Origin of the sequence: Nonomuraea mangrovi (assembly GCF_042681425.1) — a bacterium.
Taxonomy (GTDB): domain Bacteria; phylum Actinomycetota; class Actinomycetes; order Streptosporangiales; family Streptosporangiaceae; genus Nonomuraea; species Nonomuraea mangrovi.
In genome coordinates this window covers 581,470-600,198 of the sequence record NZ_JBHUFV010000033.1, presented here as the reverse complement: position 1 = coordinate 600,198, position 18,729 = coordinate 581,470, and the positions used below count along the sequence as shown (strand labels likewise).

The following is an 18,729-nucleotide window of genomic DNA, read 5'->3' as shown; positions in this document are numbered from 1 at the left end:
GCGTGCCTGGGCGGCCGGAGCCTGCGTGCCCGGGCGGAGGGCTCGCGTGGCAGGCGGAGGGCTCGCGTGGCAGGCGAAGCCTGCGGCGCCGGGGAGAGGGCCGGAGGGCCCGCAGGGACCTGCTGTCGCCGTGGCCGCCGGGCCGGAACGGAGCGGGGCGGGCCGGAACGGGGCGGGGCGGGCCGGAACGGGGCGGGGCGGGCTCACGGGGTCAGGGAGATGGTCACCTCGTCCTCCAGCGGCGGGTCGAGCTCCTGCGGCAGGCATCCCGTCGCCGCGAAGCACCGGAGGGTCAGCGCCGCGGGCGTCACCTTCAGGTGCAGGAAGCTCTTGAAGAACGGCGGCGTGTCCCAGTCCGACAGTTCCGACAGATACCGGTGGAAGACCCTGCCCACCGGCAGCCGCAGCGGCATGGGCCACGCGCCGAGCACACGCGCCGCCCACCTCATCCTGCGCGTGATCGTCACGTTGGGGTCGACCTGCCGCACAGGAGTGTTCTTGACGCGGTCGGCCATGATGCAGGCCGCCTCGCTCGGCGTCAGGTACAGCCACCGCATCCGCAGCCGCTTGGCGTACAACTGGCTGTAGAACGACAGCGAGTCGCCGCGCAGCGGGTAGCACTTGAAGTCGTCCTCGTGCACGCCTGCCACGTCCACCCGCTCGATCGTGTGCGTGGCGTGCATGAAGGCGCCCGCCCCTCCCGCGACCACGTACTGGATGACGCGGTCGCCGACCCTGACCGGGTAGCGCTGGTAGTTGTGCACGTCGCCGCCGATCGCCGCGACGTAGCGGTGCGCGGGGTCGCGGACGATGTCGTCGATCGTCCCTCCGCCTTCCAGCGGCGAGGGCTTGTAGACGTTGCGCGTGTAGATCGGCTTGCCGGTGACGAGGATCTTGGGCCGTGGGTCGAGCGAGGTACGGCGCAGCCACGCGGCCTGTTCCCTGTCGATCAGGCCGTCGATGCCGGTGTCGACGCCGACGATCAGCAGGCTCTCGCTCTCGATCGCCCAGTAGGGGGCGGGCTGCACGCCCTGCTGCGCAGGGGCGCCCCGTAACGTGCGGGCCTCGGCGAGCGCCGCCTCGTCGATCGGCTCGGGTTTGCGCCACAGCAGGCCGCGCAGCCCCCTGTCGGGCCTGGGTCTGAGCGGGGGCGCGTCGCAGAAGACCCGCATGAACCCGCCGAGCCCGTCGTACCAGTCGTGGTTGCCGGGGACGGCGTAGATGGGCGCCCGGTAGTCCTTGTACGGCCGGAAGAACTTGTGGGGGTAGTCGTTGCCCGCCCCCGTCGGGTAGATCACGTCACTGGCGATCACCGCGAACGAGGTGTCCTCGCCGATCGCCAGCAGCCCCGGCACCACGGCGTACTGTGAGGCGTCGCCCTCGCCCGGGTCGCCCATGAGCAGGAAGCTGTAGCTCTTGCCGAGCCCCTGCCTGATCCTGAAGTCGCCGTCCACACCACGGTCGCGCTGCGCCTCGACCCAGCGCCGCCGTACCTCTCCCGAGGGGTCGCCGAACAGGCCGGAAAGGACCTCGTTGCGGGAGCGCCAGAGCGTGCGAGGGTGGAACCAGGAGAAGGAGTCGCGGTCGGGCCGCAGTTCCTTGAAGGTCCCGATCTGCTGGCAGCGCCATCCGGCGCCCTCCTCCGAGGTGCGGGAGGAGACCCGCTTTCCACGTTCCGCGGCGACTTCGACCATGACCATATCTTTACCTGATCTCTCGCCCCTGTCATCGAGCGACCACGTGCGGTAGCCTTCACCCCCAAGCAAGCGGTTGTCGATGCTGCGGGGGGCTGGGGATGGCCCGCACCGGTTCAGGGGATGGGATCAGCGCCGACGCCGTCGAGGGGCTGCTCGCCTATGCCGCGACGCAGCGGGGGTTCGGCGGCGGGGCGATGAGGAGCGTGGAGAGGGCGATCGCGGACGCCCGCGTGCTGGCGGCCCGCGATCCTGTCGCGTACGCGGGGTTGCTGGCCAGGGCACTGCGGACGGGCGCCAGACATCTGATGTCGCGCGGCAGCCCCGCCATGGCGCTGCCGCTGGCGGAGGAGGCGCTCGGGCTGGCCAGGAGCATCGGCGGCGCGCCGCTGGTCATGGCGCTCGGCTGCACGGCGGAGGTGCTGACCGCCCTCGGCCGCAAGGAGGAGGCGTTCATGCTGCTGGCGGAGGCGGAGAAGGAATGAGCACGCCCGGGTTCATGATCCCCGCAGGGTCGAGGCGTTCCTTGACCGCGCGCAGGATCTCGACGCCGAGCGGGCCGATCTCCTCGGCGTAGGCCTCCCTGTGGTCCCTGCCGACGCCGTGGTGGTGCGAGATCGTGCCGCCCGCGGCGACGATCGCGGCGTTGACCGCCCGCTTGGCGTTCTCCCACTCGGCGAGGCCCCGCTCGGTCACCACGGTGAAGTACAGGGACGCGCCGGTCTCGTAGACGTGCGAGATGTGGCACATGACCAGCGGCGTGCCCAGTTCGCCGAGCAGGGCCAGTCGTACCGCGTCGTAGAGCCTGGGCAGGTTCGCCCAGAAGCCCGCGGTCTCCAGCGTCTCGACGGTGGCGCCCGCGGCGAGCAGGGAGTCACGCAGGTACGGCGCGGCGAACCTGCCGTGCTCCCACGCCTGTCCCGGCTCGGCGCCCAGGTAGGTGCCGCCCGCCTGGGCCAGGGCGGCGGCCGCGCCGTGGCGGTCCTTCTCGTGGCCCGCGATCAGCAGGCAGCCTGAGCCACCCGAGCCGATGGCCTCGGGCTTGGCCAGGCCGATCATCGTCTCGGTCTCGTCCGACAGCCGCAGCACGGTCGGCAGCAGTCCCGACTGCGCGAGCGTGCGCATCGCCGCCGTGCCCGCCGCGAACGACTCGAAGCGCCATCCCTCGTAGACCGTCTCCGCAGGGATCCTACGCACCCGCAGGCGCAGGGAGGTGATGACTCCGAAGGCGCCCTCGGAGCCGAGGACGAGTTGCCGCAGGTCGGGTCCCGCGCCGGATTTGGGCGCCCGGCCGAGGTCGAGCGTTCCCGTGGGAGTGGCCACGGTCATGCCTACGACGATGTCGTCGAATCGCCCGTATCCCGCGGAGGCCTGGCCGCTCGACCTCGCCGCCGCGAAGCCGCCGAGCGTGGCGTACTCGTAGGACTGGGGGAAGTGGCCGAGCGTGAGCCCGTGCTCGCCCAGCAGCCGTTCGGCGTCGGGCGCGCGCAGTCCTGGCTCCAGCACGGCGACCATCGACTCGGTGTCGACCGAGACCAGCCGGTCGAGCCGCGCCAGGTAAAGGGCGATCACGCCGCTCCCTGCGACGAGGCCGCCCACGACCGAGGTGCCGCCGCCGAAGGGGACGACCGCCACGCCGTGCCGCCCGCACACCTCGAGGACGCGCAGCACCTCCTCGTGCGAGCCGGGCAGCACGACCGCGTCGGGGGCCTCCGAGCCGTCGCCGGCGCGCATGCGCAACAGGTCGGGCGTGGACTTGCCGCGGGTGTGCCTGACTCTGGACCCGTGGTCGGAGCGCACGTGGGCCTCGCCCACCACGTCGCGCAACTCGGCCGCCGCCGCGTCGGGCAGGGAGAGGGAAGGGAGCCGCACCTCGTCGAAGGCCGCGGCCGCCGACGGCTCGCTCACCCCCATGAGGTCGTGCAGGAGCGTGCGGATCTGTTCGGGCAGCTCGCGGGCCTTGGCGGGGTCGCCCCAGCCGCTCCACAGCATCGGTTCGTTCTCCACGCCTTACACTGTGACACATGACGGCAATTCGTCACAATGACGTCGTTCTGGATGCCGCGCGTGCATGCGTGCTGGCCTACGGGGTCAGGCGTACGACGCTGACCGACGTGGCGCGGCGGGCCGGGGTGTCGCGGATGACCATCTACCGCGGCTGGCCGGACGTGGGCAGCCTGGTCGCGGATCTGATGACCCGCGAGTGGCTGGCCGTGGTGGAGGGTCTCGACCTGTCCGACCCCGTCGCGGCGGTGGTCCAGGGCGTGCGGACGCTCAGGGAGCATCCGTTGTGGCGGAAGATCGTCGACGTCGACCCCGAACTGCTGCTGCCGTACCTGACCATGCGCAGGGGCACGAGCCACGACGCGATCCTCGCGGTGCTCGAGCGGAGCATGAGCCCGGCGCGGGCGCGCGCCGTGCTGCTGACCGCCCAGTCGTTCCTGCTGTCGGCCCACACCATGGGCGACCCCTCGACCCTCGACGCCGAACTGGCGACCCTCCTGGAGAGGTACCTGGCATGAACACCTCGCTGAACGCCGCCCGCAGGCTCGCCGAGCTGGAGAGGGTCCGCCACGAGACCGTCGACGTGCTGGTCGTGGGACTGGGCGCGACAGGAGCGGGCGTGGCACTCGACGCCGCGTCGCGCGGGCTCACGGTGGCCGCGATCGACGCGCACGACCTGGCTTTCGGCACCTCGAGGTGGAGCTCCAAGATGATCCACGGCGGGCTGAGGTACCTCGCCAAGGGCCAGGTGGGAGTGGCCCACGAGAGCGCGGTCGAGCGCGGCATCCTGCTCACCCGCACCGCCCCCCACCTGGTCAGGGCCGCGCCGTACCTGCTGCCGCTCACCCCTGCCGTCACGCGCGGGCAGGCGGCGCTGGTCATGACCGGCTACCGCATGGGCGACGGGCTGCGCGCCGCCGCGCGCACGCCGCGCAGGCTGCTGCCGGGGCCCTCGCGCCTGCCCGCGGGCAAGGCCAGGGAGCTGGCGCCGCCGCTGCGCGGGGACGGCCTGCGCGGGGCCCTGCTGTCATGGGACGGGCGGCTGGTCGACGACGCCCGCCTCGTCGTGGCGATCGCCCGTACGGCGGCCGGCCACGGCGCGCGGATCCTGACCAGATGCAGGGCGCTGGAGCTGCACCGCGACGGCGCCCAGGTGCGTGACGAGCTGACCGGCGAGTCCTTCACGATCAGGGCCCGCGTCGTGGTCAACGCGGCAGGCGTGTGGGCGGGGCAGCTGAGCCGCGAGATCAGGCTGCGACCCTCGCGCGGCACCCACCTGGTTCTGCGCGGACAGGCGCTTCCCGGGCTGCGCGCCGGGCTCCACGTGCCGATTCCAGGGGAGAGCAACCGGTTCGCGCTGGTCCTGCCCCAGCACGACGGGCGGGTCTACGTCGGCCTGACCGACGAGCCGGTGGACGGGCCCGTACCCGACGTGCCCGAGGTTCCCGAGGAGGACGTGAGCGCGCTGCTGGCGGTGCTCAACACGGTCCTGGAGGCCGCGGTGGACCGGAGCCAGGTGGCGGGCGCCTACGCCGGCCTGAGGCCGCTCCTGGAGGCCGAGGGACGCACGGCCGACCTGTCGCGCAGGCATGCGGTGCTGACGTCGCCCGACGAGGTGATCACCGTCACCGGCGGGAAGCTGACCACCTACCGGCGGATGGCTCAGGACGCCGTGGACGCGGCCGTCCGGCTGCGGGGCCTGCACGCGGGGCCCTGCGTGACGCATCGGGTCCCGCTGGTCGGCGCCGACCCGCGGGGAGGTCCCCCGGAGCTCGTGGAGCGGTACGGCGGCGAGGCCGCCGGCGTCCACGAGCTGGTGAAGCTGCACCCGGAGCCGGTCGGGGCCGGCCGCTCGCTCGGCGAGCTGGTGTGGGCGGTCAGGCATGAGGGCGCGCTCGACGAGGCGGACCTGCTCGACCGGCGGACCAGGATCGGGCTGATTCCCGAGGACAGGGACGCGGCGCTGGCGGCGGCCCGCCTGGCCCTCACGCTCTGAGCGCGTGTCGGCCCCGCGCACCCTACCCGAACCGTTAGGTTAGTCTTACCTAATAAGGCGTTCGGGGAAAGGTGACGCATGGCCAAGGGGTGCGACCATCCGGTCGGCTGTCACACCGGTGACGTGCCGACCCTCGCCAGCGCGACGGTCGGCGCCCGCCTGTGGCTGCTCATCGAGCACGAGGGCCCGTGGGCCTCGCACCTGGAAAACTGCGAACTTCCTGAAGAGATCGCGGAACTCGTGCGAAGAGCCTCGGAACGCGGTATCAGGCCCCAGCTGATCCGCCGCCCCGGCAGGCGGACCCGTCCGCGGGACCAGGGCATCCGTGTGCTAGTCGGCTACGCGGCGGGCGAGAACCCCTGGTTGGCCAGCGGTGTCATCGCAGGTCCCGACGATCTTGACTTGGACGCCGTGGTGGCCGGAGTGGTCCCAGAGTCCTGCATACTTGAAGACGAGCCGGTATTTCTGGTCTGCACGCACGCCAAGCGCAATGCGTGCTGCGCCCGCATTGGACTACCCCTCGCTCGCCGCCTGGCAGAAGTTTTGCCGGGCAGAGTGTGGGAAACCTCACATGTTGGCGGCGATCGCTACGCCGCCAACCTCGTGTGCTTGCCACACGGAATTTTCTACGGCAGCATGTCTCAGGCTGCTGCGATCGCAGCGGCCAACGCGTACCGGTCCGGCGAGGTGATTCTCGACCGTTTCCGGGGACGCGCAGGCATCCCTGAGCCATTGCAGGCCGCCGAACATTTCGCCCGTGCCCACACGGGTGAGCTGTCGGTAGGCGGAGTGGCCGTGGAATCCTCAAGGTCGGACGGCGACGTCACCGAAGCCATCGTGCGCTGCGGTGATGTCCGGTTCCAGGTTGTGGTTGAGCCATCGGTGTTCCAAACACCGTGTGGTACGGCTTGCGCCGAGACGATCACCACCTACCGGCTGGTCTCGCTGGACAGGCTCGCGCCTGTGCGGTACGCCACGCCCGCCCTCGCCTGATCACGGGAACATCACGGCGTACTCCTGCGTTGGACCAGTGACGCCGAAAGCGTCCAATGCGGCTCAAACACTGAAATACCTCTCACGAAGGTGGTTTTCTCATGTCTCAGGTACGTCGGCAGATCGCCCGCCCGCGCCCCAGCTGGGGTTGGCAGGATGATGCCGCGTGCCGAGGTGAGGACCTCGTGCTCTTCTTCGGTCCCGATGGCGAGCGGCAGCCCGAGCGTGACGTCCGCGAGCGGAAGGCCAAGGCGATCTGCGCCCAGTGCCCCGTTCGCGCCGAGTGCCTTGACTACGCGCTGTCCCGGCCCGAGAAGTACGGCACGTGGGGCGGTCTGAACGAGGACGAGCGCGCCTCCGAGCGTCGCCGTCGTATGCGCCGCGCGGCCAGCGCCGGCATCTCCGCCGCCTGAGTTCCACCCCGGCAGCGTCCAGCAACAGCGTGATCACGCAGTTGTCCCGATGACCAACTCGAACCCGGTCGGGACAACTGCCTGATCAAGCACCATCGGCATCCGCTGAGTCCCGCGCCTCCTGAGGGGGCCGACCGCGATGCCCGAAGTCTTCAGGCGATCAGGTCGTCGAACTCCCCGTCCTTCGCACCGAGCACGAACGCGGTGATCTCCGCCTTGGTGTAGATGAGTGCGGGATCGTCGGGGAAGCGGGAGTTGCGCACCGCGTACTGACCCGTCGGCAGGGCGGCCACCTCCACGCAGTTGCCGTTCGGATTACTGCGCCTGCCCTTGCGCCAGGCCACCGCGAGGCTGCTCGCGGTGATGCCGTTGGGAATCTCCCCCATGGTTCCTCCTCGTGCGTGCGGATGCACGTGCATCGGTGCTTGCAGGGCACGAGGATACGACGAACTAGAAGATCTTGCGCAATCGCTCCAGAAAACGCTTGCTTTCTGCGGGAGTGTCCGCTTGCACGCTGAGACGGTCCATGACCTTCATGTAGTGCTCGGACTCACCCAGCTTGTCCAGATAGAGCGCGCTCGACAGCTGCTCCATGTAGACCACGTCGGGCAGTTCGGGCTCGGGGAAGCGCAGGATCGAGAAGGGCCCGCCCGCCGCGGCGTGGCCACCCCTGTCGAACGGCATGACCTGCACCGTCACGTTCGGCAGCTCGGAGGCGTCGATGAGGCGGTCGATCTGGCCGCGCATGACCTCGGCCCCGCCCATCATGCGGCGCAGCACCGCCTCGTCGAGCACCGCCCACAGCGCGACAGGCCGGTCCCCCCTCAACCGCTCCTGCCTGGTGGTCCTCAGCGTGATCCTGCGCTCCATCTCGCTCTTGGGCGCCTTGTCGTGCGCGAGCGAGATCACCGCCCTGGCGTACTCCGGCGTCTGCAGCAGGCCGGGGACGAACTGGTTCTCGTAAGTACGGATGATCGAGGCCGCGCCCTCCAGGCCGATGTAGACCTCGAACCAGTTCGGCAGCAGGTCGCTGTACTTGTGCCACCAGCCGGGCTGGTTGGCCTGCCTCGCCAGGTCGAGCAACCTCGCCCGGTCGTCGGGGTCGCTCACGCCGTACATGGTGAGCAGGTCGGCGACGTCGCGCTCCTTGAAGCTGACCTGGCCGAGCTCCAGACGACTGATCTTGGCGTGCGAGGCCCTGATCGCGTAGCCCGCGTCCTCCCTGGAGATTCCCTTCGCGGTGCGCAGCCTCCTGAGCTGGGCGCCGAGCAGGATGCGCAGAACCGTCGGGCCGCCGCCCTGGGTGGAGCTCAGGGGTCGCACGTTCTCCGCGGTTTCCACTCGCCTACTCCTTTCAGGGAAAGATCACAGTGTGACACGGATCGTGGGGAGAATCGGCCATGCCGCACGTGCATTTGCGACTTGCATCCGTAAAACACGAAAAGTCTTGCATCTGTAAGCCCTCGCCGTAAATATGGTCACTTGGACCGCGCGAAGTATCCGAGCCCCGGGGATCTCCATGACCACTTCCGCAGCACCATGGCACGCCGCCACGGGCACCGCACCGCCCGACTGGCTCGGTGTCCTGCTGTCAGGCAGCCCGCCAGGCGACGAGGCGGCGGTGCTCGACTTCCCCATGCCGGCGGACCCGGCCGTCGTGGGGGTGGCCAGGTCCTTCGTGCGCACCACCTTCACCGGCTGGGACTCCGATGACGCGGTGTTCGACGCGCAGCTCGTCGTCTCCGAGCTGGTGACCAACGCCATCAGACACGGCGGGGGCGCCAGGTCGCTGAGGCTGGTCTGTTCCCGGCGCCGGCTCGGGTGCGCGGTGCGCGACTTCAGCGGCGCGGTACCGGTGACCGCGACGTCCGGCTTCCTGGCCGAGTTCGGCAGGGGGCTGCCGCTCATCGAGGCGCTGACGACCGCCTGGGGGTGGCTTTATCCGGCCGGGGGCGGCAAGCTCGTCTGGGCCGCGCTCAGCTGAGGCGGCGCGCGTCACTCCTTCGCCAGCAGCGCCAGCACGTCGGCGTCGCTCAGCTGCTCGAAGCTCCCGTACCACTGCCCGACCGCGTGGAAGTCCGGGGGCGTGGCCAGCACCACCACCTCGTCGGCCTCGGCCCGCAACGCCCTGACCGTCTGCGGCGCCCCGACGGGCACGGCGAGGGTGAGCCTGCCCGGCTTGGCCGCGTCCACGAACCTGAGTGCCGCCCTCGCCGTACCACCCGTGGCAAGACCGTCGTCGACGACCACGATGTCGCGGCCCGTCAGCGAGGGCAGCGGCCTGTTCCCCCTGTAGACCCGGACCCTGCGCGCCAGTTCGGCCCGCTCGCTCTCGACCACCTTCTCCAGGGCCGCGCGCGTCAGGCCGAGACTGGTCATCAGCCGCTCGTCGAACACCGGCTCCCCGTCCTCCGCCATGGCGCCGACGCCCAGCTCCGGCTGGGCCGGGTAGCCGATCTTCCTGGTGACCAGGACATCGAGCACGCCGCCGAGCCGTCGCACCACGGGCACCGCCACGGCCACCCCGCCGCGCGGCAGTGCCAGCACGACGGGGTCCTTCAGCCCGCGCAGACGCTCGGCCAGCAGGGCGCCTGCCTCGGCTCTGTCGGTGAACAGATGCCCCATGCCCGAGTGATACCCGCACCCGGCGCCTCCTAGCGCCGTGAGCGCACCCGGGTATCGGCTAGGGGCGGTTGCGGCCTGACCTGCGCATCTCCTTGTGAATGATCTTCCACTTCTGCTGCTGCTCCTTGCGCAGCCTGGCGTCGGTCCTGCCCGCCATCCACGCGGCCTCGCGCTGGAGCTTGAACCAGCTCTCCAGCCTGCGCTCGGGCAGCTCGCCCGACTCCATCGCCGCGCGCACGGCGCAGCCGGGCTCGCCGTCGTGTCCGCAGTCGCCGAACCTGCACGACCTCGCCAGCTCCTCGATGTCGGCGAAGACCAGGTCGACCCCGTCGGTCATCTCGTACAGGCCGACCCGCCTGATGCCCGGCGTGTCGATGATCAGCCCGCCGCCGGGCAGCGGGATGAGCTCCCTGTGCACGGTGGTGTGCCGTCCCCTGCCGTCGGCCGCGCGGACCTGCTGGGTCTCCATGACCCCCTCCTCGACCAGCGCGTTGACCAAGGTGGACTTGCCCGCGCCCGACGGGCCGAGCACCACGGCGGTGCGGGATCCCGCGATGTGCTCGCGCACCAGCGAGACGCCCTCGCCCAGCATCGAGGAGACGGCGTGCACGGGCACGCCGGGCGCCGCCGCCGCGACGTCGGCCAGCAGCTCGTCCAGCCCCTGGTCGAACAGGTCGGACTTGGTGATGAGCACGACGGGCGTGCCGCCGCTCTCCCACGCCAGGGCGACCAGTCGCTCGATACGGCCGAGGTCGGCGAAGTCGGTGGCGTGCATGGATGGCTCGGCCACGAAGACGAGGTCGACGTTGGCCGCGAGCACCTGCCCCTGGCCGTCGCCCGACAGCCCGCCGCGAGAGACGCGGCTGACGCCGCCCCTGACGAACGCGGTACGGCGGGGCAGCACCTCGTCGAGCTCGTAGCGTCCTTCGGGCAGCGCTCTGAGCGCCACCCAGTCGCCCACGCACGGCAGCGCGACCGGGTCGTCGGCCGAGGCGCGCCGGACACGCGCGCCGTACTTGACGTGGTGGTGCCCATCGGCGGCGATCACCTCGGCGGCGCCGCGGTCGACCCGCGCCACCCGCCCGGGGATCGTGTCGGTGGGTAGCTCGGCCGCCAGCGAATCGGTCCAGCCGAGCAGAGAAAGATCGTGCGAAGTCACGCTTTGGGTACCCTTCGGAAAGCCGGGCCCCGCGGCGGAACGGTCAGGCGGGCACCCGGAGGTTTTCGGACAGCGAGCAGCTCAGAAAGACCCGCATGCTCCCCACCTCCCTTTGTGTCGTGGCCGTCTGCCTTCGTCGCACATTATCACGTCACCCGGTGCGACGATCGATCATTTTCGGCGTCTCCCCCGGTCACCGGGCCGTCCCGCCGATCATGGCGGCGATTGCGTCGAGAACGCGCTGGAGTCCGAACTCGAAGTCGTCGCCCCGTGGTCGCCGTCCTCGTGCGTCATGGGCGCCTCATCCTGGAGGCGGGTACGGCGTACGCCGTGGAAGGATTCCGGGAACGGTTGAACCCGCGGCCGAGCGGGGCGCGTACTGCCTGCCGTAGGACCATCCGCGACCCAGGGATCGGGCGATGACGCGACAGACCACCTGTCCCCCTCAGGGAGCCGATACCGTGACAGGCCCGCGCTCCTGGCTCAGGCGCTTACGCCCGGTCAGGGATCCCGACGACGAGCTGGTCATGGCCAGGCTCTACGAGGAGTACCACCGTCCGCTGCTCGCGTTCGTGCTCAGGCTGACCGCGGGAGACCAGCAGCTCGCGGAGGACGTCGTGCAGGAGACGATGATCAGGGCGTGGCGCAGCGCCGACACGCTCGACCCCGGCGCCGTGTCGCTCATGCCCTGGCTGGCCACGGTCGCCAGGCGTATCGTGATCGACGAACGCCGCCGCAAGGACGCGCGCCCCCAGGAGACGGGCGAGGGCCCCCTGGAGAGCGTGCCGATTCCCGACCAGATGGAGGACCTCCTGCGCCAGGTGGTCGTGTCAGACGCGATGCGGTCGCTGTCGGCCGCCCACCGGGAGATCCTCAACGAGACCATCCTGAGGGACCGCTCGGTCAACGAGGCCGCCGAGATCCTCGGCATTCCCGTCGGCACAGTCAAGTCGCGGGTCTACTACGCCGTCCGCGCGCTGCGGGTCGCTCTGGAGGAGAGAGGGGTGACGGCGTGACCTCGAGGATCGAGCACACCGACGTGGGCGCCTACGCTCTCGGCCTGCTGGAGGAGGACGACAGGCGCGCCTTCGAGGCGCACCTGTCCTCATGCCCCTCGTGTACGGCGGAGCTCACCGACCTTTCGGGCGTGGCCAGCGCGCTGACCGGGGTGGACCCCGTCGGGGAGGAGGAGCCGTCCCACCAGGAGATCGCCGACCTGCTCAGCAGGAAGAAGGCGCGCGACCTGCGGACGAGGCGGGGCACGCTGGCCATCGGCGTCGCCGCGGCGATCACGCTGGTCGCCGGCGGAGTGACGGTGGGCTCGGCGATCGGCGGCTCGGGCGCGCCCGCCGCGCACGCGGGCCATGACATGGGCCCCGCCGAGCAGTTCTACGCGATGGGCACCCCCATCCGCGGCACGAGCACGGCGGGCGCCAGCGGTGGCCTGGTGCTGGAGGACAAGGGCTGGGGCACGCACGCCGCGCTCATGCTGGCCGGGGTGAAGGGCCCGCTGGAGTGCGAGCTGCTCGCCGTCTCCACCACGGGCGAGCGCAGGGTCATGACCGGCTGGTCGGTGCCGCCGTCGGGGTACGGCGTGCCGGGTTCGCCCACGCCGCTCTACATGCACGGCGGCAGCCCGTTCCCGCGCGCCGGGATCGACAGGTTCGAGGTCGTCACGACAGCAGGTAAGACCTTACTTACCTTCGACATCTGACAGAGCCCCCTCGCCGCACGGGAGGGGGCTTTGTCGTGCCCTCTCCCCAGGTCAGAGGCGCTTTTCTCTTGTGTGTACTTTTACCGGTCCACGTGGTGAACCCGCCGTCGGCAGGGCCCCGTACTACTGCCCGACTGACGGAACGACTCCCCTGAGAGGTTCACCATCATGGTCAAGCGCATTCTCGCCACCGGCCTCCTCACCGCCGCCGTGCTGCCCGTGCTGCCCGTGCTGCCCGCCCTCGGCGCCCACGCCGACGCCCGCCGCTCCGACGACGACGTCTACCTCGCCGCCGGGCTGCGCGGTGCCAACGAGGTGGGCGTCAAGGGCGACGCCGACGGCCGTTCGACCGTCGTGCTGCGGATCAGCGGCGACCAGGTCTCCTTCGCCATCCGGTGGAACGGCGTGGAGGCTCCCCGCGCCGCCCACGTCCACCTCGGCGCCAAAGGCGTCAACGGCGACGTCAAGCTCGAGTTCTTCACCAAGCCGCTGCCCGCGGGCGTGCTGGGGGTCACCGGCACGGTGGCCGTCGAGGACCAGGCCGTGCTGCGGTCCCTGATCGACGACCCCGGAGGCTTCTACGCCAACCTGCACAACGCCGCCTTCCCCAAGGGGGCCGTGCGCGGCCAGTTCCACCGCCTCGCCAGGCCCGTCGACCTCGACGGCGTCCTGCACGGCAGCAACCAGGCGGTCCTTTCCTCCCGCGCCGACGGCGCCCAGGAGGTCCAGGCGCCCGACGGCAAGAAGCGCGGCGACGCCGACGGCAAGGCCACCTGGTGGCTGCGGCCGAACGGCGCGGCCATCGCCTACACCGCGACCTGGACGGGCGTCGCCGCCCCGACGAACGGCCACCTCCACAAGGGCGTCAAGGGCAGGAACGGCGACGTGGTGGCCGACCTGTTCGCCGCGGAGAAGGGGCTGCCCGCCAACCTCACGGGCATCGCAGGCGAGACCCCCGTGAAGCGGGCGATCGTCAGGCGGATCGCCGCCGACCCCTCGCGCTACTACTCCAACCTGCACACCGTCGAGTTCTCCGGCGGCGCGGTGCGCGGCCAGCTGTCCGGCGGCCGGTTCGACCACCCGCGCGCGGTCACCACCGCGGTCGCCAAGGGCGCCCAGATCTACGCCTGCACCGAGCAGCCGGGCGGCGGCCACGCCTTCACCCAGCTGGGCGTCACCGCCAAGCTGCAGCGCGGCATCAGGCACTCGTTCGTGAAGCCCGCGGCGGGGCCTCCCCAGTGGATCGCCCCCGACGGCAGCGCGGTTCGCGGCAAGGTGGCGAGCAGGCGCCCGAACGGTGAGGGCGTCATCCCCGAGCTGGTCCTCGACGCCACGCAGGCGGGCGCGCGGCAGGGGCTGCTGGCACACGCGACGCAGATCCTGCGCCTGAACACCGTCGGCGGCGCGGCTCCCGCCGGGGCGTGCGACCCGCGCAGGCAGCCCAGGATCCAGGTGCCGTACGGCTCGGACTATCTCTTCCTCGGCTGACCGTTCGTTCCTCCCCACAGGTCCCCGCCGCCCCTCCCCCCGGGCCGCGGGGACCTGACCTTGCCGGGAGATGAGGTCGCGCCCTCGCGGGCGGCGGCCTTCCGGGGGGAGGGCGACGGTCACGCCGGTTCGCGAACCAGAGCGAGCCAGCGGTCGGTGATCCCGCCCCACAGGGCGCGCAGCGACGGTTCGGCCTCGGCGATGCGGCCGAGCATGGCGGGCACGTCCAGGCCGAGGGCCGCCAGCTGGGGCGAGTCTCCTGAGGCCCACTCCGAGGCCGACCCGAGCAGCACCTCGGGATGGAACTGCACCCCCCAGGCCCTGCGGCCCAGGCGGAAGGCCTGGTGTGGGAAGGCGCCGTCGCGCAGGAGCGGGACGGCTCCGGGCGGCAGCGTAGTGATCTCGTCCCAGTGCCACTGGACGGCCCGCCCGTCGTCCGGGAACCCGGCGAACAGCTCGTCGTCCGACGCCGCGGGATAGGGCCCGAGGGGGTGCAGGCCGACCTGGGCCGCGGGGGCGACGGTGACCGTACCCCCGCAGGCCGTGGCCAGCAGCTGGCCGCCCAGGCAGACCCCGAGGACCGGGACCTCGTCACGGACGGCCTCGCGCAGCAGCTCCTCCACCGCGGGCAGCCACGGGGCGAGGGCGACGTCGCCGGCGCCGGGGGTGCCGCCGAGGACGATCAGGCCGCTGTGAGCCGACAGGTCAGCGGGCAGCGGCTCTCCCTGGTAGGGATGCCGCAGGTCGAGCTTGAGCCCGGCCTCCTCGATCCGCTCCCCGATCAGGCCGGGGCCCGTGCCGTGTTCGTGCTGGATGCCGAGGATCACAGGCGGCCCGCCTCGATGATGGACTTCAGGAACATCCGCGTACGCTCCTCGCGTGGTTCGGTGAAGATCTGCTCGGGTGGCCCCTGCTCCAGCAGGCACCCTTGGTGCAGGAAACAGACCCGGCTCGCCACCTCGCGGGCGAAGCCCATCTCGTGGGTGGCCAGCAGCATGGTCATCCCTTCGGCGGCCAGGTCGCGGACGATGCCGAGGACCTCGGCGACCAGTTCGGGATCGAGCGCCGAGGTGATCTCGTCAAGCAGCAGCACGCGGGGCCCCATGGCGAGGGTCCGCACGATCGCGACCCGCTGCTGCTGGCCGCCGGAGAGCCGGTCGGGGTAGGCGTCGGCCCGCTCCTCCAGCCCCACCCTGCGCAGCAGCTCCAGCGCGCCCTCACGGGCCCTGTCCCGTGGGAGCCCGCCGAGCCTGACCGGCGCGAGCGTGATGTTGTCCAGCACGCTCATGTGCGGGAAGAGGTTGTAGCTCTGGAAGACCATGCCGACGTCCCTGCGCAGCAGGTTCACGTCCACACCCGCACCCGACACCACCTCGCCGTCCAGGCGGACCGCGCCCGCGTCGATGGACTCCAGCGCGTTGACGCAGCGCAGCAGCGTGGACTTGCCGCTGCCCGAGGCGCCGATGAGGCAGATCACCTCGTGCCGCGCGACGGACAGGTCGATGCCCTTGAGCACCTCGTGGCCGCCGTAGCTCTTGCGCAGCCCTTCGAGCTCCAGGAAGGCCATCACTTGCTCCGATCGCGGGTGACGAGCCGGTCGACGAGGCGCGCCTGCGGGATGGTGATGAGGATGAACAGCCCCGCCACGACCGTGACCGACGACAGGTTGAAGTTGTTGGAGGCGAGGATCTTCGCCTGGTTGAAGGCGTCGATGCTGCCGATGACGTTCACCAGCGCGGTGTCCTTCTGCAGGCTGATGAAGTCGTTCAGCAGCGGCGGGATCACCCTGCGCGTCGCCTGCGGCACCACCACGTGGCGCATGGTGGCCAGGTAGGAGAAGCCGAGCGATCGGGAGGCCGCGATCTGGCTGGGGTGGATGCTCTCGATTCCGGCGCGGAAGACCTCGGCGACGTAGGCGCCGTAGACCACGGTGAGGGCCAGGATCGCGTACCACGTCTGGTCGAGCCCGCTCAGCAGCGGGACCTGGGCCAGCGGGAGGCCGAAGCCGATCAGGTAGATCACGATGATCGCGGGGATGGCGCGGATCGCGTCGATGTAGAAGGTCGCGAGCATCCTGATCGGCCGTCCCGCCCGTCCCGGCGCGAGCCTGGCCAGGGCCAGGACGAGGGCCCAGACGAGCACCAGGACCTGCGCGACCACGGCGATGAGCAGGTTCGTCGCGAAGGCGCGCGCGATGTCGGGGACACTCGCCCACATGAGCGGGCCGTCGAGGAAGGTCTTCTGGACGGCGGCGTCGTTGGCGAGCACGAACACGACCACGGCCAGCGCGCACAGCACGGCGAACGCCGCGCCCAGCGCGGTCCAGGCCGATTCCCTGCCGCGCGCGGCCAGGCGGCGCGCGGCCACGACGTCGGGAGCCGCCAGCGCGGCGGCGCAGGCCCGAGCGGCCCGCCAGGCGTCCCACGCGGGCCTGAACACGGCCAGGACGGCCGGCGCGCCCGCGACCGCGACCGCGCCGAGCACCCAGAGCCAGGGCCCGGAGGCGGCCGTCGCGACCAGCTCGGCCGCCACCGCCCAGGTCGCGAGCGTCGCGAGCGCCGCCGCCGCCAGGCCGGTCAGCGCGAAACCGCGTCCCGGAGCGGGAAGGGGCTGGGAGCGGGAGGGCGGGGCCGCCTCGTCCTCGAGGAGGGCGTGCCCGGTGGTCACGACGCCTGCCAGATCGGGACCGCGGCAGGGTCGCCGCCGAACACCTTGGCCAGGTACTGGGCCGACAGCCTGGCGTACGTCCCGTCGGCCTCCATCTGCTTGATGATCGCGTTCAGGGTGTCCGCGTTGGGCGAGCCCTTGGGGTAGAGCGCGCCGTACGACTCGCCCGTCGAGTACTGGCCGACCACGGTCAGCGCGCCCTGCGAGTTGGCCGCGGTGCCGAGCATGATGGCCACGTCCTGGAGCGCGGCGTCGATCTGCCCCGCCTTGACGGCGGCCGCCATCTCGGGGTCGTTGGGGAAGACCTTGGGCTGCTGCTCGGGCTTGAGCACGTTGGCCACGAAGTCGGCGCCGGTCGTCCCCTGCTTGACGCCGAGGCGCAGCGTCCGCAGGTTGTCCCCGGTCACGGCCGCGCCCTTCTTGGTCATCACCCCGATGTTGGAGGCGAAGTAGGGCTCGGAGAAGGTGACCACCTTCTTGCGGGCGTCGGTGATGGAGATCTCGGCCAGGGCCAGGTCGAAGTCCTTGGTGTGGCCGGCGACCAGGGCGTCGAAGGGCGCGTTCTCGATGGCGAGCTTGGACAGCCCCGCGCGGTAGGCGATGGTGGCGGCCATGCAGTACTCGAAACCGTCCTTGATGTCGGCCACCGTGTCGCCGTTCCACCAGCCCTTCGAGGGCAGGTCGCCCTGCACCGTGAGCGTGTCTTCCGTCACGGTCGCGAGCGTGAACTCGCCGCGCTTGCCGGTCACGGCGCAGGCGCCGTAGCCGGTGCCGCTGGACTCGGTGGTGCTCGAGGTGGAGGATCCGCAGCCTGCCGCGAGGAGCAGGGCGGCGAGGCCCACGGCGGCGAGGCCGGAGCGGGTTCTGGTCATGGCGCACTCCTGAGTGGTTCTGGGGTACGCCACGGTTGCAAAAACGCTTTGGCTACGTCAATGGGCGTTGCCAAAACGTTTTCTCAAACGTGGTTAGGATCAAGCCATGAGCTCACGCGCCGGTATCCGCGACGTCGCCACCGCCACAGGGCTGTCGATCACCACGGTGTCGCACGCCCTCAGCGGCAAGGGCCGGGTCTCCGAGAAGACAAGGGCGATCGTCCTGGCCGCCGCCCAGGAGCTCGGCTACCAGCCCGACCCGATCGCCGCCGGTCTGGCCTCCGGCAGGGTCGGCGTGATCGGCGTCCCCGTCGTGCATCTCGACTCGCGGCACTGGGGCCACACCTACCGCCCCTACTACGCCGCCTTCACCGGCGGCGCCACCATGCTGGCCGTCGAACGCGAGCACGCCCTGGTCGTCGTTCCCGCGGCGCCCGGTTCCGGGATGATCCGCCGAGTCCCGCTGGACGGCATGATCGTGGTGGATCCCGAGCCGAACGACGCGATCCTGGCCGACTGCCTGCGCAGGGGCATCCCCGTGGTCGCCGACGGCGCGCCGCTCGACCCGGGGCACGGCGGCGTTCCCGTCGTCCACAGTGACGCGGAGGACGCACTGCGCGCGCTGCTCGACCGGCTGCGCGCCACGGGATCGCGGCGCGTCGCGCTGCTCACCGGCACCGAGGCCGACTCCTACACGCTCGACACGGGCGCCGCCTACCGCGAGTGGTGCGCGACCACGGGCAACCCGCCCATCGTCGAGGCGCTCCAGCCGGACGAGGTCCCCGAGGTGGCCGCGCAGCGGCTCCTGTCGGGCGCCGCCCGCCCCGACGCGGTCCACGGCCTCAACGAGACCTACGGCGAGGCGCTGCTCGCGGCGGCCAGGAGGCTCGGGCTGTCCATCCCCGGCGACCTGCGGGTGACGATGATGTGCGAGACCTCAGAGGACAAGCACTGGGAGGTGCCGCTCACCGTGGTCAGCCTCGAGGCCGCCGCACGGGGAGCGGTCGCGGCGGGCGCGCTGATCGACCTGCTCGCGGGAAACGAGGTGGGCCGGCTGCACGTCCCCACCCGCCTGGTGTTCCGTGCCTCGACCGGCGACTGAGC

General features: G+C 71.3%; 20 protein-coding genes. 10 read left to right on the top strand and 10 right to left on the bottom strand.

Annotated features, from left to right (window positions below; all coding sequences use genetic code 11):
- Window positions 1-203 precede the first annotated feature (203 nt).
- Entirely contained in the window at window positions 204-1,694 is a 1,491-nt protein-coding gene (locus tag ACFSKW_RS21205) for a metallophosphoesterase family protein (protein WP_379574029.1), read from the bottom strand.
- A 101-nt stretch (window positions 1,695-1,795) separates the two neighbouring features.
- Here ACFSKW_RS21205 and ACFSKW_RS21200 point away from each other — a divergent pair, with 101 nt between their 5' ends.
- The gene (locus ACFSKW_RS21200; protein ID WP_379574028.1) at window positions 1,796-2,179 is read left to right on the top strand and encodes a hypothetical protein; all 384 of its coding nucleotides are present in this window, start codon (window positions 1,796-1,798) and stop codon (window positions 2,177-2,179) included.
- Here the strand turns inward: ACFSKW_RS21200 and ACFSKW_RS21195 are convergent.
- Window positions 2,148-3,686, bottom strand: coding sequence for an FAD-binding oxidoreductase (locus tag ACFSKW_RS21195; protein WP_379574565.1), 1,539 nt, complete (start codon window positions 3,684-3,686; stop codon window positions 2,148-2,150). The genes ACFSKW_RS21200 and ACFSKW_RS21195 overlap by 32 nt on opposite strands.
- 32 nt (window positions 3,687-3,718) lie before the next feature.
- Here ACFSKW_RS21195 and ACFSKW_RS21190 point away from each other — a divergent pair, with 32 nt between their 5' ends.
- The 4 genes from ACFSKW_RS21190 to ACFSKW_RS21175 all read left to right on the top strand — a co-directional run bounded on the left by ACFSKW_RS21190 (window position 3,719) and on the right by ACFSKW_RS21175 (window position 7,100).
- Entirely contained in the window at window positions 3,719-4,216 is a 498-nt protein-coding gene (locus tag ACFSKW_RS21190) for a TetR/AcrR family transcriptional regulator (protein ID WP_379574027.1), read from the top strand.
- On the top strand, window positions 4,213-5,694 hold the full coding sequence (locus ACFSKW_RS21185) for a glycerol-3-phosphate dehydrogenase/oxidase (RefSeq protein WP_379574026.1): 1,482 nt from the start codon (window positions 4,213-4,215) through the stop codon (window positions 5,692-5,694). Before ACFSKW_RS21190 ends, ACFSKW_RS21185 begins: the two co-directional genes overlap by 4 nt.
- 78 nt (window positions 5,695-5,772) lie before the next feature.
- Window positions 5,773-6,687 carry a sucrase ferredoxin gene (locus tag ACFSKW_RS21180; RefSeq protein WP_379574025.1) on the top strand — a complete coding sequence of 305 codons (915 nt, stop codon included), beginning with the start codon at window positions 5,773-5,775 and terminating at the stop codon, window positions 6,685-6,687.
- A gap of 101 nt (window positions 6,688-6,788) precedes the next feature.
- Window positions 6,789-7,100, top strand: coding sequence for a WhiB family transcriptional regulator (locus ACFSKW_RS21175; protein WP_192773819.1), 312 nt, complete (start codon window positions 6,789-6,791; stop codon window positions 7,098-7,100).
- A gap of 152 nt (window positions 7,101-7,252) precedes the next feature.
- On the opposite strand, the gene ACFSKW_RS21170 is transcribed toward ACFSKW_RS21175, so the two are convergent.
- Both ACFSKW_RS21170 and ACFSKW_RS21165 read right to left on the bottom strand, forming a co-directional pair.
- On the bottom strand, window positions 7,253-7,486 hold the full coding sequence (locus tag ACFSKW_RS21170) for a DUF397 domain-containing protein (RefSeq protein WP_192773818.1): 234 nt from the start codon (window positions 7,484-7,486) through the stop codon (window positions 7,253-7,255).
- A 64-nt stretch (window positions 7,487-7,550) separates the two neighbouring features.
- Window positions 7,551-8,441: a helix-turn-helix domain-containing protein gene (locus ACFSKW_RS21165; RefSeq protein WP_379574024.1), complete on the bottom strand. Its 891-nt coding sequence runs from the start codon at window positions 8,439-8,441 to the stop codon at window positions 7,551-7,553.
- Between the two features lie 178 nt (window positions 8,442-8,619).
- Between ACFSKW_RS21165 and ACFSKW_RS21160 the strand changes: the two genes are divergently transcribed.
- Window positions 8,620-9,084: an ATP-binding protein gene (locus ACFSKW_RS21160; RefSeq protein WP_379574023.1), complete on the top strand. Its 465-nt coding sequence runs from the start codon at window positions 8,620-8,622 to the stop codon at window positions 9,082-9,084.
- Between the two features lie 11 nt (window positions 9,085-9,095).
- Here ACFSKW_RS21160 and ACFSKW_RS21155 read toward each other — a convergent pair whose 3' ends face one another.
- Window positions 9,096-9,725, bottom strand: a complete 630-nt coding sequence (locus ACFSKW_RS21155) for a phosphoribosyltransferase (protein WP_379574022.1) — start codon at window positions 9,723-9,725, stop codon at window positions 9,096-9,098.
- 58 nt (window positions 9,726-9,783) lie between these two features.
- Window positions 9,784-10,884, bottom strand: a complete 1,101-nt coding sequence (rsgA, locus tag ACFSKW_RS21150; protein WP_379574021.1) for a ribosome small subunit-dependent GTPase A — start codon at window positions 10,882-10,884, stop codon at window positions 9,784-9,786.
- Between the two features lie 461 nt (window positions 10,885-11,345).
- Between rsgA and ACFSKW_RS21145 the strand changes: the two genes are divergently transcribed.
- From ACFSKW_RS21145 to ACFSKW_RS21135, 3 genes are all read left to right on the top strand, one after another.
- Window positions 11,346-11,900, top strand: a complete 555-nt coding sequence (locus tag ACFSKW_RS21145; RefSeq protein WP_431902648.1) for a sigma-70 family RNA polymerase sigma factor — start codon at window positions 11,346-11,348, stop codon at window positions 11,898-11,900.
- Window positions 11,897-12,598, top strand: a complete 702-nt coding sequence (locus ACFSKW_RS21140; RefSeq protein WP_379574020.1) for an anti-sigma factor family protein — start codon at window positions 11,897-11,899, stop codon at window positions 12,596-12,598. Before ACFSKW_RS21145 ends, ACFSKW_RS21140 begins: the two co-directional genes overlap by 4 nt.
- Window positions 12,599-12,766: 168 nt before the next feature.
- Window positions 12,767-14,086: a CHRD domain-containing protein gene (locus ACFSKW_RS21135; protein WP_379574019.1), complete on the top strand. Its 1,320-nt coding sequence runs from the start codon at window positions 12,767-12,769 to the stop codon at window positions 14,084-14,086.
- Window positions 14,087-14,205: 119 nt separating this feature from the next.
- On the opposite strand, the gene ACFSKW_RS21130 is transcribed toward ACFSKW_RS21135, so the two are convergent.
- The 4 genes from ACFSKW_RS21130 to ACFSKW_RS21115 are packed head-to-tail and all read right to left on the bottom strand — an operon-like array spanning window position 14,206 to window position 17,625.
- Window positions 14,206-14,913 (bottom strand): type 1 glutamine amidotransferase, encoded by a 708-nt coding sequence (locus tag ACFSKW_RS21130; RefSeq protein WP_379574018.1) that lies wholly within the window; start codon window positions 14,911-14,913, stop codon window positions 14,206-14,208.
- Window positions 14,910-15,653, bottom strand: a complete 744-nt coding sequence (locus ACFSKW_RS21125; RefSeq protein WP_379574017.1) for an amino acid ABC transporter ATP-binding protein — start codon at window positions 15,651-15,653, stop codon at window positions 14,910-14,912. The genes ACFSKW_RS21130 and ACFSKW_RS21125 overlap by 4 nt, the downstream gene beginning before the upstream one ends.
- Window positions 15,653-16,753 carry an amino acid ABC transporter permease gene (locus ACFSKW_RS21120; RefSeq protein WP_379574016.1) on the bottom strand — a complete coding sequence of 367 codons (1,101 nt, stop codon included), beginning with the start codon at window positions 16,751-16,753 and terminating at the stop codon, window positions 15,653-15,655. Before ACFSKW_RS21120 ends, ACFSKW_RS21125 begins: the two co-directional genes overlap by 1 nt.
- Window positions 16,750-17,625: an ABC transporter substrate-binding protein gene (locus ACFSKW_RS21115; RefSeq protein ID WP_379574015.1), complete on the bottom strand. Its 876-nt coding sequence runs from the start codon at window positions 17,623-17,625 to the stop codon at window positions 16,750-16,752. The genes ACFSKW_RS21120 and ACFSKW_RS21115 overlap by 4 nt, the downstream gene beginning before the upstream one ends.
- Window positions 17,626-17,731: 106 nt before the next feature.
- Between ACFSKW_RS21115 and ACFSKW_RS21110 the strand changes: the two genes are divergently transcribed.
- On the top strand, window positions 17,732-18,727 hold the full coding sequence (locus ACFSKW_RS21110) for a LacI family DNA-binding transcriptional regulator (RefSeq protein WP_379574014.1): 996 nt from the start codon (window positions 17,732-17,734) through the stop codon (window positions 18,725-18,727).
- Window positions 18,728-18,729 lie beyond the last annotated feature (2 nt).

Bases quoted from the DNA above. Each gene is read 5' to 3' on its own strand.
- ACFSKW_RS21205 (WP_379574029.1), bottom strand. From the start codon at position 1,694: ATGGTCGAAGTCGCCGCGGAACGTGGAAAGCGGGTCTCCTCCCGCACC.
- ACFSKW_RS21200 (WP_379574028.1), top strand. From the start codon at position 1,796: ATGGCCCGCACCGGTTCAGGGGATGGGATCAGCGCCGACGCCGTCGAG.
- ACFSKW_RS21195 (WP_379574565.1), bottom strand. From the start codon at position 3,686: ATGCTGTGGAGCGGCTGGGGCGACCCCGCCAAGGCCCGCGAGCTGCCC.
- ACFSKW_RS21190 (WP_379574027.1), top strand. From the start codon at position 3,719: ATGACGGCAATTCGTCACAATGACGTCGTTCTGGATGCCGCGCGTGCA.
- ACFSKW_RS21185 (WP_379574026.1), top strand. From the start codon at position 4,213: ATGAACACCTCGCTGAACGCCGCCCGCAGGCTCGCCGAGCTGGAGAGG.
- ACFSKW_RS21180 (WP_379574025.1), top strand. From the start codon at position 5,773: ATGGCCAAGGGGTGCGACCATCCGGTCGGCTGTCACACCGGTGACGTG.
- ACFSKW_RS21175 (WP_192773819.1), top strand. From the start codon at position 6,789: ATGTCTCAGGTACGTCGGCAGATCGCCCGCCCGCGCCCCAGCTGGGGT.
- ACFSKW_RS21170 (WP_192773818.1), bottom strand. From the start codon at position 7,486: ATGGGGGAGATTCCCAACGGCATCACCGCGAGCAGCCTCGCGGTGGCC.
- ACFSKW_RS21160 (WP_379574023.1), top strand. From the start codon at position 8,620: ATGACCACTTCCGCAGCACCATGGCACGCCGCCACGGGCACCGCACCG.
- ACFSKW_RS21155 (WP_379574022.1), bottom strand. From the start codon at position 9,725: ATGGGGCATCTGTTCACCGACAGAGCCGAGGCAGGCGCCCTGCTGGCC.
- ACFSKW_RS21135 (WP_379574019.1), top strand. From the start codon at position 12,767: ATGGTCAAGCGCATTCTCGCCACCGGCCTCCTCACCGCCGCCGTGCTG.
- ACFSKW_RS21125 (WP_379574017.1), bottom strand. From the start codon at position 15,653: ATGGCCTTCCTGGAGCTCGAAGGGCTGCGCAAGAGCTACGGCGGCCAC.
- ACFSKW_RS21115 (WP_379574015.1), bottom strand. From the start codon at position 17,625: ATGACCAGAACCCGCTCCGGCCTCGCCGCCGTGGGCCTCGCCGCCCTG.
- ACFSKW_RS21110 (WP_379574014.1), top strand. From the start codon at position 17,732: ATGAGCTCACGCGCCGGTATCCGCGACGTCGCCACCGCCACAGGGCTG.